Raw genomic sequence first — 19389 nt, 5'->3', positions numbered from 1 at the left:
ACTCATAAAAGAAATTTTGGACAATTTTAATAAATAAAGTACAATACTGCCACATTTTCCACGGAGGGGCGTCATCTCCGGTGAGGTGGCAGGACTTCAAATCCTGTTAAGGACGCCAGCGTTCTTGGGTGGGTTCGACTCCCATTCCCCTCCGCCAAATTCCAAGCCTCGCATTATGCGGGGTTTTTTATTTTCAAAATTGACCGATATAGGGGGAAACATGACCCAATCTATCTGTATTATTACTGGCAGCACCTTAGGCGGTGCCGAATATGTTGCTGACCATCTCGAACATTGTTTAACCGAACAAGGTTTTCAAGTTTCTCTGTTTAATCAAGCTACATTAGCCGATATTCAAAACCAATCTGCGTTAATTGTGGTCACAAGCACGCACGGTGCAGGCGAGTTACCAGAAAACATTCAACCCTTGTTTAATACCTTAGCGAATAGTGATGTCGATTTATCTGCGATGCGATTTGGTGTAGTTGGGTTGGGCAGCAGTGATTATGATACTTTCTGTGGCGCAGTTGTGATTGCTGAAAATGGGCTAAAAGCAAAAGGCGCGCAGCAAGTATGCGAATCAGAACGCATTGATGTGGTGAATAATTTTGACCATGATGCGACTGCAGAAGCTTGGCTGCCTAGTTTCTTAGCGGGATTGGAATAGTTAATTTAAGAAATAAGAGGATTTTATGGCAGCAGCAATTCAACAACGCGCAGAACTTCAACGCCGCATTTGGCAAATCGCTAATGATGTCCGCGGTTCTGTCGATGGTTGGGATTTTAAACAATATGTTTTAGGTACGCTTTTCTATCGTTTTATCAGCGAAAATTTTGCCAACTACATTGAAGGTGGAGATGATAGCGTTGATTATTCTACTTTTAATGATGACGACCCTATTATTGCAGCGATCAAAGAAGACACCATCAAAGCAAAAGGCTATTTTATTTACCCAAGCCAATTATTTAAAAATGTCGTGGCAACAGCCAACACTAATCCGAATTTAAATACAGACCTAAAAAACATTTTTACAGCTATCGAAAACTCCGCTACTGGCTACCCTTCCGAACAGGATATCAAAGGTTTATTTGCCGATTTTGATACCACTAGCAGCCGCTTGGGTAATACAGTTGCCGATAAAAACAGCCGCCTAGCCGATGTATTAAAAGGCGTTGCTGAGTTAGATTTTGGTGACTTTGAAGATAATCATATTGATTTATTCGGTGATGCTTACGAATTTTTAATTTCCAACTATGCTGCTAATGCCGGTAAATCGGGTGGTGAGTTCTTTACGCCACAATGCGTTTCCAAGCTGATTGCTCGACTGGCTTTGTATGGACAAGACAAGGTCAATAAAATTTACGACCCAGCAGCCGGCTCCGGTTCTTTATTGTTACAAGCTAAAAAACAATTTGATGAACACATCATTGAAGAAGGATTCTTTGGGCAGGAAATTAATCACACCACTTACAACCTTGCCCGTATGAATATGTTTTTGCATAACATCAACTACGACAAGTTTGATATCGCCCTTGGCAACACCTTAATGAATCCGCAATTCGGCGATGATAAACCCTTCGATGCTATCGTTTCTAACCCGCCTTACTCCGTGAAATGGATTGGCTCAGACGATCCAACGCTAATTAACGATGAACGCTTCGCCCCTGCCGGTGTGCTTGCACCAAAATCGAAAGCAGACTTTGCCTTTATTTTGCATGCGTTAAGCTATCTTTCTGCAAAAGGCCGCGCAGCGATTGTCTCCTTCCCCGGCATTTTTTACCGCGGCGGTGCGGAACAAAAAATTCGTCAATACTTGGTGGATAATAACTATGTGGAAACGGTAATTGCGCTTGCGCCAAATCTCTTTTTCGGCACGAGTATTGCGGTAAATATTTTGGTGCTTTCCAAACATAAACCCAATACTCAAACGCAATTTATCAATGCCAGCGGTTTATTTAAATCCGCCACCAATAACAATATTTTGGAAGAGGAACATATTGAGCAAATTCTCAAACTGTTTGCCGATAAAGAAGATGTGCCGCATTTAGCCAAATCCGTGTCCTTTGAAGAAATCGTTAACAAGGAATACAACCTTGCGGTGAGTTCTTATGTAGAACAAAAAGACACCCGAGAAGTCATTGATATTGATAAACTCAACGCAGAAATTAAGCAAACCGTTGCCAATATCGACCGCTTGCGTGCCGAGATTGATAAGATTGTGGCGGAGATTGAGGGGTAAAAAATACTATGAAAAACAACCGCACTTTTTTAGAAAAATTATTGGATGGGGCTGAGGTGAAGTGGATGCCCTTAGATGAAGTTGCTAACATCGCTAATAATGCAAGAAAACCTGTCAAATCATCCTTACGAATATCAGGAAACATTCCATATTATGGCGCAAATAATATCCAGGATTATGTTGAGGGATATACTCACGATGGCGAATTTGTATTAATTGCTGAAGATGGTTCTGCTAGTCTAGAAAATTACTCTATCCAGTGGGCTGTAGGTAAATTTTGGGCAAATAACCACGTTCATGTAGTGAATGGCAAAGAAAAATTAAATAATCGTTTTTTATACCATTATTTAACTAATATGAATTTCATTCCATTCTTAGCTGGAAAGGAACGTGCAAAATTAACAAAAGCTAAACTACAACAAATTCCAATTCCCATCCCCCCACTCCCTGTCCAAACCGAAATCGTAAAAATTTTGGACGCATTGACAGCGCTTACCAGCGAGCTTACCAGCGAGCTTACCAGCGAGCTTACACTACGCCGGAAGCAGTATGAATACTATCGGGAGAAATTATTAAGTGAGGAAGAGCTTGGGAAGGTTGGATTTGAGTGGAAATGTTTAAAAAATATTTTTAATATCTTTGCAGGGGGGGATGTTCCTAAGGAATTTTATTCACAACATAAAACTCAAGAATTCAATATTCCTATTTTATCAAACGGCACTGGTAATAAATCTTTATATGGTTGGACAAATAAAGCAAAAATTAATAAACCTAGCTTAACAATTTCAGCTAGAGGAACAATTGGTTGGACAAGTTATCGTGAAGAACCATTCTATCCAATTGTGAGATTGCTTGTATTAACGCCAAAAATTGAATTAAATTTAAAATATGCATACCATTTTATGAAAATGATTGAAAAAAATTATAAAGTTCCTGAAAGTGGTATTCCTCAACTAACGAAACCAATGATCGAGGATCTACGCATTCCAGTTCCCTCATTTTCAGAACAACAGAGTATTGCTTCAATACTAGATAAATTTGAAACTTTAACCCATTCCATCACTGAAGGCTTACCTTTGGCGATTCAACAAAGCCAAAAGCGGTATGAGTATTACAGAGAGCTTCTCTTAAATTTCTAAAAAAAGGAAAATTATAATATGAGTAAAAAATTAGAAGATATTGCAAAGGAATTAACAGAAAAACACTCAACTTCAAAAGTTAACCTGATTTATGCATTTAATGGTTCTGGTAAGACTAGATTATCAAAAGAATTTCAAAACTTAATATCACCTAAAAATGAAGAAGATATTAGTCTTGGCTTTAAAGATAAGAAAATAATTTATTTTAGTGCATTTACAGAAGATTTATTTTTCTGGAATAATGATTTAGAGAAAGATTCTACCCGCACCCTAAACATACAACCAAATCAATTTACTGACTGGATTTTAAGAGTTCAAGGTCAAGAAAATAATATTATTAGTAATTTTCAACGCTACACAAATGATAAACTCACTCCTAAATTCAATGAAAACTACTCTCAGGTTACTTTTTCATTTGAAAGAGGAAATGATGTAAAAGAAGATAATATTAAAATTTCTAAAGGGGAAGAAAGTTGCTTTATTTGGAGTATTTTTTACAGTCTCTTTGAACAAATAATATCCGTTCTTAATATTGTTGAACCAACACAACGAGAGACTCAAGACTTTAATAATCTAAAATATATATTTATTGATGACCCTGTGAGCTCCTTAGATGAAAATCATTTAATTGAACTAGCTGTTAATATATCCTGCCTGATTAAAGAGAGTGAGTCAGATCTAAAGTTCATTATCACGACTCATAATCCTCTATTCTATAATATTCTATGTAACGAATTTAGGAACTTAAAAAAAGGATGTAGAAAGTTTAGATTAGAAAAAATGGAAGACAATAATCACAATTTATGTAGTCAAAGTAATGATTCACCTTTTGCATATCAAGTTCACTTAATAGATAAACTTGAAAGCATATTTAAGCAGGAAATACAAATTCAGGAGTTTCTAAAAGAAATAAAACATGGATATAAAAACAAAGTAGAAACCATACTAAAAAAAGATGCATTGAATGATAATGAACTATCTGAATTTTATAGATTGATTAGCAATCGAACAATGAGCAGTCTTTTTTATATTAGAAAAAATTATGTTGGAGATAAATTTACACTATCCTTATTTAAAGAAAAAGAAATAAAAGAATGTGAAGTAGAAAAGTATCATTTTAATTTAATTAGAAACATTCTAGAAAAACTTGCTACATTTCTTGGATACCAAGAAATGAAAGATATGCTTCCTCAAGATAGAAGTGGACCAGACCCATATATGAATCGTATAGTTAACCTATCAAGTCATTCAAAACATTCAGGAGAAGAAACTATACTCATTTCAGATAATGACAAACGCGTTCTTAAAGGTTTAGTCGAACATATAAATACAAAATATAATTTTAGAAGTAAATTTATTAAACTTGGTAAGGATTAAATAGATAAGGAAAACCTATGATCAACTACTCCACCATCATCGCTGAATCCAATAATTTTATCGTTTTAGATCAATACAAAAAGTTTGTTATGGAAGAACCCAATGCTGGTTATCAAACAGAAGGGAGCCTTGAGCGTGAATTTATTTGTGATTTACAGGCACAAGGCTATGATTATTTACAAGGTCTCAATAATCATGATGCATTGGTTAAAAATTTACGGGCACAATTACAACTCTTAAATAACGTAGTTTTCTCCGATGCGGAATGGCAACGTTTTTTAGAGGAATATTTGGATAAACCGAGCGATAGTTTGATTGAGAAAACCCGCAAAATTCATGATGACTATATTTATGATTTTGTATTTGATAATGGGCGAATTCAGAATATCTATCTGCTAGATAAGAAAAATCTTGCCAATAACGCCGTGCAAGTTATCAATCAATTTGAACAAACCGGCAGCTATGATAATCGTTATGATGTGACAATTTTGGTTAATGGTTTACCACTTGTGCACATCGAACTGAAAAAACGCGGTGTGGCTATTCGTGAAGCCTTTAATCAAATTCACCGCTATAGCAAAGAAAGTTTCAATAAAGAAAATTCTCTCTTTAAATATATTCAGATTTTTGTCATTTCTAATGGCACGGATACCCGTTATTTTGCCAATACCACCAAACGCGATAAGAACAGCTACGACTTCACAATGAATTGGGCAACGGCAAAAAATACTCTGATTAAAGATTTAAAGGATTTTACGGCGACATTCCTACAAAAACATACCCTACTCAATGTGTTGGTGAATTACTGTGTATTTGATGTTTCTGACACTCTATTGATTATGCGCCCATATCAAATTGCCGCTACCGAGCGTATTTTATGGAAAATTAAAAGTTCATATCTGGCGAAAAATTGGAGCAATACAGACAGTGGTGGCTACATTTGGCACACTACAGGCTCAGGCAAAACGCTTACCAGCTTTAAAGCCGCACGCCTTGCAACGGAATTAGACTTTATTGAAAAAGTATTCTTCGTAGTAGATAGAAAAGATTTGGACTATCAAACTATGAAAGAATACCAACGTTTTTCACCCGATAGTGTGAATGGTTCGGAAAGTACGGCAGGGCTAAAACGCAATATCGAAAAAGACGATAATAAGATCATTGTTACCACCATTCAAAAACTCAATAATCTAATGAAATCAGAAGATAAATTACCGATTTACGATAAACAGGTCGTTTTTATCTTTGATGAATGTCATCGTTCTCAATTTGGTGAAGCGCAAAAAAATCTCACGAGAAAATTCAAAAAATACTATCAATTTGGGTTTACTGGTACACCGATTTTCCCAGAAAACGCATTAGGTAAGGATACAACAAAAAGTGTATTTGGAAGCCCACTCCACTCTTATATTATCACCGATGCGATTCGTGACGAAAAAGTGCTGAAATTTAAAGTGGATTACAATGATGTACGGCCACAATTTAAGAGCATTGAAACTGAAAAGAATCTTGAAGAGCTAACAAAACTCGAGAAAAAACAAGCCTTTTTACAACCTAAACGTATTGAGCAAATTGCCCAATATGTTCTAGATAATTTCAAACAAAAGACCCATCGCTTTAATGCTGGTAACAATGCCTTTAATGCCATGTTTGCAGTAAGTAGCGTGGATGCAGCCAAAGCTTATTATCAAACTTTTAAACAGTTACAAAGTACGGTCAAAAATTCACTTAAAATTGCAACAATCTTTTCATTTGCCGCGAATGAAGAGCAAGATGCGATTGGAGATATTGTTGATGAAAGTTTTGAAGTGGAGGCGATGAACTCCTCGGCTAAGGAATTTTTAAAATCTGCCATTGATGATTACAACGGTTATTTTGCCACCAATTATGATGTGGATGCGAAATCGTTCCAAAACTACTATCGTGATCTCGCCAAACGCGTTAAAAACAAAGAAGTGGATTTACTGATTGTCGTTGGAATGTTTTTAACTGGTTTTGATGCCCCAACCTTAAACACGTTATTTGTGGATAAAAACTTGCGTTACCATGGTTTGATTCAAGCTTATTCTCGTACAAACCGCATTTACAACAGCACCAAAAGTTTTGGCAATATCGTTACTTTCCGTGATTTAGAACAAGATACCATTGATGCGATTACCCTTTTCGGTAAATCTAATACGCGCAATATCGTATTAGAAAAAAGTTACCAAGAATATATGGAAGGTTTTACCGATGCAGGTGTCGCCCGTCGCGGGTATTTAGAGGTTATTGCTGAATTGCAAGAACGCTTCCCGGATCCAGATGTAATTCAAACGGAAAAAGACAAGAAAGACTTTGTAAAATTATTTGGTGAATATTTGCGAGTTGAAAATATTCTGCAAAACTATGATGAGTTCGCTGCTTTACAAGCATTTCAATCGCTCGATACCAGTGATGCAAAAGCTGTTGAAGCCTTTAAAGAAAAATATTATTTAACGGATGAAGCTTTTGCTGAAATGCAACCTATTGATATGCCAAGCGAACGTAGCATTCAAAATTACCGTTCAACTTACAACGATATTCGGGATTGGCTACGTCGTCAAAAAGATGGCGAGGAAAAAGCAAAATCGACCATTGATTGGGATGATGTGGTATTTGAAGTGGATTTATTAAAATCCCAAGAAATCAATCTAGATTACATCTTAGAATTGATTTTTGAACACAACAAAAAAATGAAAAATAAAGCTGAACTGATTGATGAAATTCGAACCACAATCAGAGCGAGTCTAGGTAATCGAGCCAAAGAAAGTTTAATCGTCGATTTTATCAATCAAACTGACTTAGATAGCATTGTCGATAAAGCCGGTATTATTGAATCCTTCTTCCAATTTGCTCAAAAAGAGCAACAGAAGGAAGCTGAAGAATTAATTAGCAATGAAGGCCTGAATATTAATGCCGCGAAGCGTTATATTAACGTATCCTTAAAACGCGGATACGCCAGTGAACAAGGTACGGATTTAAATGAAGCTCTACCGAAAATGAGTCCACTTAATCCGCAATATCTCACGAAAAAACAAAGTATTTTCCAAAAGATTGTTGCCTTTGTTGAGAAGTTTGTTGGGATTGGTGAGGTTATTTAACCTAATTTAATCTCATTATAAGCGGCTGGTTTTAAATTATAACCGATTAGAGTTTTTTGCTAAAATCAGCCACTTTGAGATTATAATGGAAATAAGACAGGCACCAAGAACGTGGTAATGAGCATTGTCATAATCGTCATCGGTAAGCCCACTTTGAGGAAATCGCTGAAACGATAGTTACCAAGTGCCACCACCATCGTATTAACTGGCGAGAATGGCGTCATGAATGCAGCGGATGCCGCAATCGCCACTACCATTACAAATGCGCTTGGTGATTGCCCTAATTGGCGGGCAACTTCAATCGCAAATGGTGCCATCAATACCGCCGTTGCGCCGTTAGAGATGAATAATCCGACCATCGCGGTTGCAGCAAATAGCCCCATCAATACCCAATAAATGCTGATGTTTGCACCACCGGTTAAGGCGACAAACTCTTGCACCATCATGGCGACCCCACCCGTTTTTTGTAGCGCAATTGAAAACGGCATCATCCCGATAATCAAAATAATGCTTGGGAAGTGAATCGCATTGTAGGCGGTTTTCATATCAATACAACGGAAAGCCCCAAGCAGTAAACAGCCAATAAAACCTGCAATCACATTCGGTACGACTCCGCTCATCATCAATGCCACCATCACTGCAACAGAAAATAGTGCATAAGGCGCTTGGCTTGCGGCGGGCGCCGCTAATTTACTCTCTTTGGGCATGTCGAGCAAAATCAGATCTTTCATATTTTGCGCCATCACAGTAATTTTTTGCCACACGCCCATCACAAGTAGCACATCACCCGATTTCACCGTTTCTTTGAGTAATTCTTGTTGCAGAATTTGTGCATCACGCTTAATGCCCACAACGCTCAAGCCGTAGCGTGAGCGGAAATTGAGGCTGTCAATCGTCCGCCCGATAGTTTCCGTTTCAGGTTTCACGGTAAATTCTGCCATTCCCACAGATTTCGCGTGGGTAGAGAAATATTCGCCTTTTAATTCGATGATTTGCAGTTTGAACTCTTGGCAAAGTTCTGTGAAACGTGCTTCATCGACATCAATATCCATCAATAAAATATCTTTTTTGCGTAGTTGGTCGTTGCCAAAAGCCGCTAGCGTGATGTTGCGGAAATTTTTATAACGCTGAATGGCAATAATGTTAAGGTGATAGGCTGAACGTAGTTTGAGCTGATCAATCGTTTTACCGATAAAAGGCGAGTGTTCGGTAAGAATAACCATTTTCGCGCGTCCGTTTAGATGATATTCGGCAATCAAGTTCGACATCGTTTCTTCTTTGCTCGTTGACGTTGCGGCTTGTTCGCCGTTATCTAACCAGTTACGCGCAATTAGCATATACAGCATCGCTACAACCATCACAACAAAGCCGATTGGTGCGAAATCAAAGAATTCAAATCCCGCATAGCCGGCTTTGACCAGTTCTGCATGGGTCACAAGGTTTGGCACGGTTGCGATTAAGGTCGTCATCCCACTAATTAAGCCTGCCATACTTAACGACATCATTAAACGGCGCGGGGCAATATTCATGCTGCTGCAAATTGCCACCACAACAGGGATGAAAATCGCCACAATCCCTGTAGAGCTCATAAATGAACCGATGGTGGTAATAGCAAACATTAGCAACATAATAATTTTCGCTTCATTAGCGCCAGCAATCCGCATCAGGTGTTCGCTGATTTGATAGGCAATACCCGTTCTAGAAAGCGCTTCTCCCACCACATACAACAGGGCTAATAACAACATATTTGGGTTACTAAAGCCGGCAAGCACTTCTTCAAGTGTCAAAATACCACTGAGGGCGAAACCCACGAGAATAATCAGAGCAATCACATCTAAGCGGAGTTTGTTTTGAAGAAAGAGAAAAATAGCCACGCCAAGCCAAGCTAGCACCCAGAACAAGGGTTGTAACATAAAGTTGGGAAGATAAGAGAGAAGAGATTCCATAAACGCCTCAATTTGCAAAAAATTGTGCAAATTATACCGCTTGTTGTCGCCGTTGGGGCAATAATTGACGGGCTTTTTGTGGTATGATGCGACATTATTTTTGAAAGGGGAAATGTATGATTTTTGTCACCGCAGGCCATGTTGACCACGGCAAAACCGCATTATTAGAAGCGCTGACCGGCACCAATACCGCTCACTTACCGGAAGAGAAAAAGCGTGGGCTTACCATTGATTTAGGCTACGCTTACATGCCTTATACCGATGCGAATGGGCAAGCTGCTGTGCTAGGTTTTATTGATGTACCTGGGCACCAGAAATTTCTTTCTAATATGTTAGCTGGCTTAGGTGGTGTAGATCACGCTTTGTTGGTGGTTAGTGCCGAAGAAGGGGTGAAGCCACAAACTGTGGAGCATTTAACCTTATTAGGCTTGCTGCATTTTCGTCAAATTACTTTGGTGATTACCAAAGCGGATCGTGTTGAACCAGCCAAAATTGAAACGCTGATTAACCAAATTCATCAGAAATTTCCGCAACTTGCGGATGCACCATATTTTGTCACTTCTGCTTATACGGGACAGGGCATCACTGAATTACGGGATTATTTAATTGCGCATGCAGCGGCTTCACAACTGACAGAAAAGCCATTCCGTTATGCGATTGACCGTGTCTTTAGTGTGAAAGGCGCGGGGGTTGTTGTCACAGGCACAGCAGTGAGTGGCACAGTTAAAGTCGGCGATTCGCTTTATCTTTCTCATGGTGAGAAAGTACGTATTAAAGCGATTCATGCACAAAATCAGCCATCAGAACAAGGCGTTGCGGGTGAGCGTTTAGCGTTGAATCTGGCGAACGTAGAAAAAGCAGAGATGACCCGCGGCGATTGGCTCACGGCACTTGCGCCAGACTTTGCAACAGATCGCATTACCGTACGTTTTCAAGCACAAGCACCGTTGAAAGAAAGCAATGCGGTGCATTTGTATCATTTTGCCTCTCACACTACCGCTAAATGTAACCTATTAAGTGATAAACAAGCGGTCAAATTTGCGCAAGGATTTGCAGAAATTATTCTAGATACACCATTGCATATTGCTGTGGGCGATAAGCTCATTTTGCGTAGCGGAGACGACCAACAAACACTTGCAGGTGCGGTGGTAGTCGAAATTGATTCTCCAAAACGTCATAAACGTACAGAAACACGTTTAGCCGAAGTGGCTCAATTAGCTGCGGCACAAACGCCATCTGCCTATGCGGCGGTCTATTTAGCGCAAAAAGCAGTAGAAGCGGCAAAATTACAATGGATGTTGCAATTAAGCGAGGCAGAACTTGCTGCGCTGGATTTAGGTAGCAGCCAAAAATGGCTGTATCAAGCTGGGTTTAAACAACAGTTACAAGCGCAAGTGTTAGAAAAAATGGCAGCGTACCATGCAGAACACCAAGACCAGTTAGGTGTAACTAAAGCGCGTTTGTATCGTATGGCATTGTTGGCGCAGCCTGAAGCGTTAGCCAATTTTTTAATTGATACCCTCATTGAAGAAAAACAGCTGCTGCAAACCCGTGGCTGGATTCATCTACCAGATCACCGTATTGAGTTTGATGCGAAAGAATTGCCAATTTGGCAACAAATCCAACCGCTTTTTGCCGCAACCACCCAAGCGCTTTGGGTGCGAGAAGTGGCACAAGCCTTGAGCTTAGATGAAACTTTTACGCGCAATTTATTATACAAAGCTGGCAAACTAGGGTATTTGATTCCTATTGTGAAAGATAGATTTTTACTCAGCGAACAAATCGCCGCATTTGCCGACCTGATTCGTGCCTTTATTGCCGAGCATGGCGAGATTTCGGTCAATCAGCTGCGTGATGAAATTCAATATGGACGTAAGTTAACCGTACAACTGATCGAATACTTTGATCGCACCGGTTTTTTACGCCGCAAAGGCAACGTTCATTTACTTCGAGATCAAGAGACTTTTAAAGCCTAATATGAAACCTTATTCATCCCGTGCCGTTGCGGCACAAATTTTGTTGCAAGTGTTTGACCAAGGCAAGTCGCTTTCTAGCCTCTTACCGGAAGCTGCGAGCCAATTAAAAGAGAAAGACGTGCCATTAGTGCAAGAAATTACTTTTGGCGTTTGTCGCGTGCTGCCTCGCCTTGAGCGTATTTTAAGCTTGTTGTTGGATAAACCGCTTAAAGGCAAAACCCGTTTGGTGCATTGCTTATTATTGGTTGGGCTTTATCAGCTGCTTTATTTGCGTATTCCGCCACACGCGGCAGTTGATGAAGTGGTTGGTGCGACTAAGCCACTGAAGCTAGATAATTTCCGCGCATTAACAAATGCTGTGCTGCGCCGTTTTCTACGTGAGCAAGAAGCCATTTTGGCGAAAGTGGATAAACATTGGCAAACCTTGCATCCAGAATGGCTGGTTAATCAACTGAAAAAAGCTTATCCAAATTGGCGAGATATTGTTGAAGCGAATAATGCGCGCCCGCCAATGTGGTTACGCGTGAATCAGCAGCAAAGTTCTCGTGAAAATTATCAGGCGTTGTTGGGTGAATTAGCAAATCGTTCTCCAAATCCGACCGCTTGTGTGCCAGATTGTGCAATTTTATTGAACCAGCCAACAGCGGTTAGTCGCTTACCGCATTTTGATGAAGGGCGTGTTACCGTGCAAGATGCGCATGCGCAGTGGTCAGCTGAATTACTAGATGCGCAAGATGGCGAATTGATTTTAGATGCTTGTGCAGCGCCTGGTGGCAAAACTACGCATATTTTGGAAAAAGCGCCTAAAGCAAAAGTGATAGCGCTGGATATTGAAGCGGGCCGTTTACAACGTGTAAAAGAGAATTTAGCGCGTTTAGGTCAGCAAGCAGAAGTCATTTGCGGTGATGCTAGCCGTCCTGAAACATGGTTGGCAGAGGGGGTGATGTTTGACCGCATTTTGTTAGATGCCCCTTGCTCCGCCACTGGGGTTATTCGCCGCCATCCAGATATTAAATGGCTCCGCCAAGAAAGTGATATTCCAGCATTGGCCGCATTACAAGCTCAAATTCTTTCCGCTTTATGGGCAAGACTGAAACCAAATGGTGTATTGCTTTATGCAACTTGTTCGATTTTGCCAAGCGAAAACCGTGAACAGATTGAGCGTTTTGTCGCAGAAAACGCGGATGCACAGCTTACAGAGATGGATTTCCACACTGAAAAAACGGCAATGAAGCAATTCTTCCCACAAAACGAGGGCGGTGATGGCTTTTTCTATGCCAAATTAACCAAACAGGCGCGTTAAGCAAAAAGTTATGAAAATTATTATTTTAGGCGCAGGGCAGGTCGGTTCGACCTTAGCTGAATCGCTTGCCAGTGAAGAAAACGATATTACGCTGATTGATGACAACCAAGATCGACTCGATAAACTGCAAGATAAGCACGATTTACGCGTACTCAAAGGGCATGGGGCTTCTCCGCGTATTCTGCGTGAAGCTGGCGCAAGCGATGCAGATATGTTGGTGGCAGTAACCGAAAGCGATGAAGTGAATATGGTGGCAAGCCAAGTGGCTTTTAGCTTATTTAATATTCCAACTAAAATCGCGCGGATTCGTAATGCAGACTATGTGCGTGAAAAAGACGAGCTATTCAGCCGTGAAGCGTTGCCTGTCGATCACCTTATTGCGCCGGAAATTTTAGTACGTAAGGATATTCTGCGTTTAATTGATTATCCAGGCGCACTGCATATTGCCCATTTCGCCAATGAAATGGTGAGTCTGGTGAGTGTTCGCGCTTATTATGGTGGCCCGTTGGTGGGAAACCCTATTTCAGCGATTCGAGATCATCTGCCGCATATTGAAGCGCGATTTGTATCGATTTTCCGTCAAGAACGTCCAATTATTCCGCAAGGTTCAACGATTATTGAAGCGGGCGATGAAGTATTTTTTATCTGCGCGACCCATCACATTAAAGCAGTGATGAGCGAGCTACAACGCTTAGAACATCCGCACAAACGTGTGATGATTGTAGGCGGTGGTGCTATTGGCTTGGGGCTTGCGAAAGATTTAGAACAGCGTTGTAGTGTAAAAATTATTGAGCGTGACCAACGCAAAGCGCAAAAATTAGCAGAGCAGTTAGAAAAAGCGTTAGTGTTGCAAGGAAATGCTTCAGATCAGGCACTTTTATTTGAAGAACATATCGAAAATATTGACCTCTTTTTAGCACTTACTAGCGATGATGAAGCGAACATTATGTCTGCCTTATTAGCTAAAAGATTGGGTGCGAAAAAGGCCATTGTGTTAGTGCAACAAATGGCGTATTTACACTTGGTGCAAGGCGGCACCATTGATATTGCGCTCTCTCCACAACAATCAACCATTTCTGCGCTTTCAAGCTATGTGCGTAAGGGCGATATTGTAAAAGTGGCTTCACTTAAACAAGGCTTAGTGGAAGGCGTCGAAATTGTTGCGCATGGCGATGAGGAATCTTCAAAAGTAGTGGGTCGCACGATTAAAGAGCTAAAATTGCCACAAGGGGCTATTGTAGGGGCGATTGTCCGTAACCAAACCGTGATGATTGCGCATAAATCCACGCGCATTGAAGAGAATGATCATGTGATTATTTTCGTCAATGATAAAAAACAGGTATCGGATATTGAAAAACTTTTTCAAATTGGCGCATTCTTCTTATAACCGATTTGGTAAAACATTGAAAAAATCTGACCGCTTGTAAACGGAAAAATCCCCGCATTTGCGGGGATTCTTGTTAGTCTTCTTTGCCTAAAATCTGATTGATTTCACTCTTATAGAGCACAGCTTTTGCACCATAAATGGCTTGTACGCCACCGCCAACTTCTAGCACATCAATTGCACCAAGCGCTTTTAATGTTGGTTTATTGACTTTTTCTACTGCTTTAACAGAAACGCGTAAACGGGTAATACAAGCATCAACATGCTCAATGTTTTCTGCACCGCCTAAGGCTTGAATAATCGCATGAGCATTTTCAGTGAGTGAGGTAGTTTGCGGGCTTAATTCCTCTTCTTGTTCATCGCCTCTGCCTGGTGTCATTACATTAAATTTGGTAATGAGGATACGGAAGCTAAAGTAGTAGAGCGCCGCCCAGAAAATGCCTACAACAATGACGAGAATCCAGTTCGTATTTTCATTGCCTTGTAAGATACCGAATAACAAGAAGTCAATGAAACCGCCAGAGAAAGTATTACCAATCGAGATATTTAATATATCTGCAATGTAGAACGATACCCCATCTAAAAACGCGTGGAAGACATAAAGCCAAGGGGCAACGAATAAGAACATAAATTCGATTGGCTCGGTAATACCCGTAATAAATGAAGTTAATGCGGCACCTAAGAATAAACCGCCAATCGCTTTACGGCGTGCTTTTGGTACGCAGTGATACATGGCTAAACAAGCAGCAGGTAAACCGAACATCATGGTATCAAAACGGCCAGCAAAGAAACGTGTTCCTTCAGTAAATAAGCCTTGATGGTTTGGGTCTGCTAATTGTGCGAAGAAGATTTTTTGTGCCCCAATAATGGTTTCGCCATTCACTACTTCTGTACCGCCTAATTCGCCGTACCAGAAGAGCGGATAAATCATATGATGCAAACCAACCGCGCCACTTAATCGCATTAAGAAACCATAAAGAAAAGTACCGAATGCGCCGAGAGATGCGATTTTCTGACCTGACGTGACTAACCAACCTTGGAAAGTTGGCCAAATTAAAAAGAAGGAGACACCAACAAAAATAGCAGCAAAGGCGGTAACAATTGGTACAAAGCGAGAGCCACCGAAGAAGCCTAGAATTTGCGGTAATTGAATGTTGTGGTAACGGTTATGTAAGCTGACAGTAATCAACCCCATCACTAACGCACCAATCACACCGGTATCAATGCTTTTAATTTCTGGATTAAATAACGGAATTAGTGCCGCAATTGTGCCGGTCATAATTAAGTAACCTACCACTGCGGCTAATGCTGCTACGCCTTTATCCCGTTTTGCCAAGCCAATGCCTAGCCCCATACAGAGTAATAATGCCAAATTGCCGAAAACGACACTACCTGCCGCCGACATAATTTGGAAAATGTTTTGTAATGTTGGATGGTCAAGCATTGGGTAGGCTTGAATAGTCGCTTTATTTGATAGCGCACCGCCAATGCCTAATAACAAACCTGCTGCCGGTAAAATGGCAATCGGCAACATAAAGGCTTTGCCAACCTGTTGAAGTTGTTTAAACATAATGTATCCCTCCATTGAGTTATGTTTGAAATATTACGCCATTTAAAGGGATAAAAATGTGATCGCATTCGCATTTTTGTATGCTAAAAATGAAATACAGGGCAAACTAATTTTAACGGCTCTCTTGAAAAACGGAAAAAATCCCCCAATCTAGAGGGCAGTTTTTATTTAAAACCAAGGATAAAAAATGACAACGATCGTATGCGTTCGCAAAAATGGCAAAATTGCTATCGGTGGAGATGGCCAAGCAACTTTAGGTAATTGCGTAGAAAAAGGTACAGTGCGCAAAGTCCGCCGTTTATACAAAGATAAAGTCGTCACAGGCTTTGCAGGTTCAACAGCTGATGCATTTATTTTGCGTGATTTGTTTGAGAAAAAATTAGAATTGCATCAAGGGCATTTAGTGAAATCTGCCGTTGAATTAGCAAAAGAGTGGCGCACAGAACGCTCACTACGCAAGTTAGAAGCGATGATGATTGTTGCTAACCATGAAGACTTTTTATTAGTTTCAGGTTCTGGTGATGTGATTGAGCCAGAATTTGATGTATTAGCTATCGGTTCTGGCGGTAACTATGCCAAATCGGCAGCATTAGCCTTATTAAGAACAGAAAATAATCTGACTGCGAAAGAAATTGTGGCAGAAGCACTGAAAATTGCGGGTGATATTGATATTTACTCAAATCACAATCACGTTATCGAAGAAGTGTAAAAAAGTCCCCCTCTTTAGAAAAGAGGGGTTAGGGGAGATTTGAAACGATCTTCCCTTTGCAAATATTAGCGAAAAAATCATCGCTTGTAACAAATCTTCCCCAGCCCCTCATAAGTAAATAGGGGCGTTTTTCAAGGAATAAATTATGTCAATGACCCCTCGTGAAATCGTCTCTGAATTAGACGCACATATTATCGGACAAACAGAAGCTAAACGTGCAGTGGCAATCGCATTACGTAACCGCTGGCGCCGTATGCAGTTACCAGAAGAGCTTCGCCAAGAAGTGACCCCAAAAAATATTTTAATGATCGGGCCAACTGGCGTGGGGAAAACTGAAATTGCTCGCCGTTTAGCAAAATTAGCCAATGCACCATTTATCAAAGTCGAAGCCACAAAATTTACCGAAGTGGGTTACGTGGGTAAAGAAGTGGAGTCGATTATTAAAGACTTAACTGATGTTGCAGTCAAATTAGTGAAATCGCAAGCGGTCGAGAAAAACCGTATGCGTGCACAAGATGCAGCAGAAGATCGTATTTTAGATGTATTGTTACCACCAGCAAAAGATCAGTGGGGTAACGTGCAAGAATCTGATAACACCTCAACTCGTCAAGTTTTTCGTAAAAAATTACGTGAAGGTCAACTTGATGACAAAGAGATCGAAATTGATGTGGCGGCACAAATGAGCGTAGAAATTATGACGCCGCCAGGCATGGAAGATATGACTTCTCAGCTGCAATCTCTATTTGAAGGGATGTCGCCAAACAAAACGAAAAAACGCAAAATGAAAATCAAAGATGCGTTAAAAGTGATGTTAGATGAAGAAGCAGCAAAATTAGTCAATCCTGAAGAGTTGAAGCAACAAGCGATTGAAGCGGTTGAACAACATGGCATCGTCTTCATTGATGAGATCGATAAAATCTGCAAAAAAGGTGAGCATTCAGGTGGTGATGTCTCTCGTGAAGGGGTTCAGCGTGATTTACTACCAATTATCGAAGGCTCAACGGTAAACACCAAGCATGGTATGGTGAAAACAGACCATATTCTCTTTATCTGTTCAGGCGCATTCCAAGTAGCTCGCCCATCAGATTTATTGCCAGAATTACAAGGTCGTCTACCAATTCGTGTAGAACTCAAATCACTTACCAAAGATGACTTTGAGCGTATCTTAACTGAGCCAAATGCTTCTTTGACACTACAATATCGCGAGCTAATGAAAACCGAAGGAGTAGAAGTGGAATTTACCCAAGATGGTATTAGCAAAATTGCCGAATCTGCTTTCCGCGTAAATGAAAAAACCGAAAACATCGGCGCCCGCCGTTTACACACGGTATTAGAACGCTTAATGGACGGTATTTCATTTGATGCAAATGAACGCAGTGGCGAGAAAATTGTGATCGATGAAAATTACGTTTTAACTGCATTAAATGATGTGGTGGAGAATGAGGATTTGAGTCGGTTTATTCTATAATATAGTTGCCTTTTCCTCAAAAAGAGTATATTGTATTCAATCATATTTACTTAACTTAGGAGTTATTTATGAAAAATATTGTAATTTTTGGCCACGGTGCTTTTGAATAAGCTGAAGCATTTTGTTTATAGGGGCTGCATTCTAATGTAGCCTCTTTTCATATTTAAAGGACTAAAAATGTACATTCTAGATAGATTACTAAAATCTGAAAAAATAAGATTTTTTATATATGGGACAACATTTGTTTTATTTTTAGTAATATCATATTTAAATAAAGAGTTCATATTAGCAAAAATTACTTCTTTACCATTTTTAAATAGTATCACTTTATTGCTATTTTCTGTTTCTATATCCGCTTGGCTTTATAATAAAATTGTCAGAAAACATCCAGAAACTAGAAATGGAATGTTCTATATTTTTTGGTTATTTCAAATTAGTGTATTGGGATTATTATTTGCTGCCTATTCAGGATGTATCTTAAAAGATTATCAAACCGTATTCTCATTTATTATCACATCTATATTTGTAGCTGCTGGATGGTGGGTTCAAGATATTATCTCAAAGACAACATCTAGAAGAAGTCATACATTAAATGTTGTTATGAATCAAAGAAATAGCTCTGATTTCAATCATCATGTTTTAAATGCACGCACATATTTGGGAACAGATAAAATCGTAAATGAAGAAATTATAAATTATTATACTAAAGGAAAAAAACAAGAGTTATTAAAAAAGGAATGTGATAAAAATGAGAAACTAGATAATATAATTTCAGCATTAGATAGTTTAATATATTTAATAAACTATTATGAATTTATTGCTGCAGGTGTGAGAAATAGAGATCTTGACGCTGAACTACTAGAAAAATGTTTTTCTGGAATACTAATATCACTAGAAAAAAGAGCCTTCTATCTTATATATTACTTAGCTAAAGATGAGTATAATCAAAATAAGAATTCTTATTCTTATTGCGAGTTACTTACTTGGATAAAATCTTTCAATTCAGAAAGTCAAGTACTCAAAAAACTAGAAAAAGACGATTTTAAAATTCTTAATGCCAAATATGTTTTAACGGAAGATGAAATAAAAGACATTTTTAAATAGTATTAAAAATCCAAGTGGTTAAAACTTGCAAAAAATTTACAGATTTTGACCGCT

13 protein-coding genes and 1 tRNA gene are annotated in these 19389 nt (G+C 39.4%); 12 read left to right on the top strand and 2 right to left on the bottom strand.

Features of this window, described 5'->3' with window-relative positions; translation table 11 throughout:
• The first annotated feature begins 62 nt into the window (after nt 1-62).
• The 6 genes from HSP_RS0104285 (at nt 63) to HSP_RS0104260 (ending at nt 7875) form a co-directional block, all read left to right on the top strand.
• Nucleotides 63-157 (top strand) — tRNA-Sec (locus HSP_RS0104285).
• Nucleotides 158-220: 63 nt separating this feature from the next.
• A complete protein-coding gene (mioC, locus tag HSP_RS0104280) occupies nt 221-667 on the top strand; it encodes an FMN-binding protein MioC (protein WP_010128988.1) in 447 nt (148 codons plus the stop codon).
• Between the two features lie 25 nt (nt 668-692).
• Entirely contained in the window at nt 693-2240 is a 1548-nt protein-coding gene (locus HSP_RS0104275; protein WP_010128987.1) for a type I restriction-modification system subunit M, read from the top strand.
• Between the two features lie 8 nt (nt 2241-2248).
• Nucleotides 2249-3379: a restriction endonuclease subunit S gene (locus HSP_RS0104270; RefSeq protein ID WP_010128986.1), complete on the top strand. Its 1131-nt coding sequence runs from the start codon at nt 2249-2251 to the stop codon at nt 3377-3379.
• An 18-nt stretch (nt 3380-3397) separates the two neighbouring features.
• Nucleotides 3398-4756, top strand: coding sequence for an AAA family ATPase (locus HSP_RS0104265; protein WP_010128985.1), 1359 nt, complete (start codon nt 3398-3400; stop codon nt 4754-4756).
• 17 nt (nt 4757-4773) lie between these two features.
• A complete protein-coding gene (locus HSP_RS0104260; RefSeq protein WP_010128984.1) occupies nt 4774-7875 on the top strand; it encodes a type I restriction endonuclease subunit R in 3102 nt (1033 codons plus the stop codon).
• 80 nt (nt 7876-7955) lie between these two features.
• Here HSP_RS0104260 and HSP_RS0104255 read toward each other — a convergent pair whose 3' ends face one another.
• Complete coding sequence (locus HSP_RS0104255; RefSeq protein WP_010128983.1) at nt 7956-9821, bottom strand: SLC13 family permease; 1866 nt, start codon at nt 9819-9821, stop codon at nt 7956-7958.
• A 116-nt stretch (nt 9822-9937) separates the two neighbouring features.
• Here HSP_RS0104255 and selB point away from each other — a divergent pair, with 116 nt between their 5' ends.
• From selB to trkA, 3 genes are read left to right on the top strand one after another with little or no spacing between them, the layout of a single operon-like run.
• Nucleotides 9938-11797, top strand: coding sequence for a selenocysteine-specific translation elongation factor (selB, locus tag HSP_RS0104250; RefSeq protein WP_010128982.1), 1860 nt, complete (start codon nt 9938-9940; stop codon nt 11795-11797).
• A gap of 1 nt (nt 11798) precedes the next feature.
• On the top strand, nt 11799-13100 hold the full coding sequence (gene rsmB, locus HSP_RS0104245) for a 16S rRNA (cytosine(967)-C(5))-methyltransferase RsmB (RefSeq protein WP_010128981.1): 1302 nt from the start codon (nt 11799-11801) through the stop codon (nt 13098-13100).
• A 10-nt stretch (nt 13101-13110) separates the two neighbouring features.
• Nucleotides 13111-14487 (top strand): Trk system potassium transporter TrkA, encoded by a 1377-nt coding sequence (gene trkA, locus HSP_RS0104240; RefSeq protein WP_007526011.1) that lies wholly within the window; start codon nt 13111-13113, stop codon nt 14485-14487.
• Between the two features lie 73 nt (nt 14488-14560).
• Here trkA and HSP_RS0104235 read toward each other — a convergent pair whose 3' ends face one another.
• Entirely contained in the window at nt 14561-16054 is a 1494-nt protein-coding gene (locus tag HSP_RS0104235) for a PTS transporter subunit EIIC (RefSeq protein WP_010128980.1), read from the bottom strand.
• A gap of 187 nt (nt 16055-16241) precedes the next feature.
• Here HSP_RS0104235 and hslV point away from each other — a divergent pair, with 187 nt between their 5' ends.
• The 3 genes from hslV to HSP_RS0104220 all read left to right on the top strand — a co-directional run bounded on the left by hslV (nt 16242) and on the right by HSP_RS0104220 (nt 19335).
• Nucleotides 16242-16763 (top strand): ATP-dependent protease subunit HslV, encoded by a 522-nt coding sequence (gene hslV, locus HSP_RS0104230; protein ID WP_007526054.1) that lies wholly within the window; start codon nt 16242-16244, stop codon nt 16761-16763.
• 142 nt (nt 16764-16905) lie between these two features.
• Nucleotides 16906-18231 (top strand): HslU--HslV peptidase ATPase subunit, encoded by a 1326-nt coding sequence (hslU, locus tag HSP_RS0104225; RefSeq protein ID WP_208854028.1) that lies wholly within the window; start codon nt 16906-16908, stop codon nt 18229-18231.
• Nucleotides 18232-18408: 177 nt separating this feature from the next.
• Nucleotides 18409-19335 (top strand): DUF4760 domain-containing protein, encoded by a 927-nt coding sequence (locus tag HSP_RS0104220; RefSeq protein WP_010128977.1) that lies wholly within the window; start codon nt 18409-18411, stop codon nt 19333-19335.
• Nucleotides 19336-19389 lie beyond the last annotated feature (54 nt).

This window comes from Haemophilus sputorum CCUG 13788, from assembly GCF_000238795.1.
Classification (GTDB): Bacteria; Pseudomonadota; Gammaproteobacteria; order Enterobacterales; family Pasteurellaceae; genus Haemophilus_A; species Haemophilus_A sputorum.
The sequence above is the reverse complement of the archived record's forward strand: the minus strand, read 5'-3'. Positions and strand labels throughout refer to the sequence as shown.

Bases quoted from the DNA above. Each gene is read 5' to 3' on its own strand.
- selB (WP_010128982.1), top strand. From the start codon at position 9,938: ATGATTTTTGTCACCGCAGGCCATGTTGACCACGGCAAAACCGCATTA.
- HSP_RS0104265 (WP_010128985.1), top strand. From the start codon at position 3,398: ATGAGTAAAAAATTAGAAGATATTGCAAAGGAATTAACAGAAAAACAC.
- HSP_RS0104235 (WP_010128980.1), bottom strand. From the start codon at position 16,054: ATGTTTAAACAACTTCAACAGGTTGGCAAAGCCTTTATGTTGCCGATT.
- HSP_RS0104220 (WP_010128977.1), top strand. From the start codon at position 18,409: ATGTACATTCTAGATAGATTACTAAAATCTGAAAAAATAAGATTTTTT.
- trkA (WP_007526011.1), top strand. From the start codon at position 13,111: ATGAAAATTATTATTTTAGGCGCAGGGCAGGTCGGTTCGACCTTAGCT.
- HSP_RS0104255 (WP_010128983.1), bottom strand. From the start codon at position 9,821: ATGGAATCTCTTCTCTCTTATCTTCCCAACTTTATGTTACAACCCTTG.
- HSP_RS0104260 (WP_010128984.1), top strand. From the start codon at position 4,774: ATGATCAACTACTCCACCATCATCGCTGAATCCAATAATTTTATCGTT.
- rsmB (WP_010128981.1), top strand. From the start codon at position 11,799: ATGAAACCTTATTCATCCCGTGCCGTTGCGGCACAAATTTTGTTGCAA.
- HSP_RS0104270 (WP_010128986.1), top strand. From the start codon at position 2,249: ATGAAAAACAACCGCACTTTTTTAGAAAAATTATTGGATGGGGCTGAG.
- hslV (WP_007526054.1), top strand. From the start codon at position 16,242: ATGACAACGATCGTATGCGTTCGCAAAAATGGCAAAATTGCTATCGGT.
- mioC (WP_010128988.1), top strand. From the start codon at position 221: ATGACCCAATCTATCTGTATTATTACTGGCAGCACCTTAGGCGGTGCC.
- HSP_RS0104275 (WP_010128987.1), top strand. From the start codon at position 693: ATGGCAGCAGCAATTCAACAACGCGCAGAACTTCAACGCCGCATTTGG.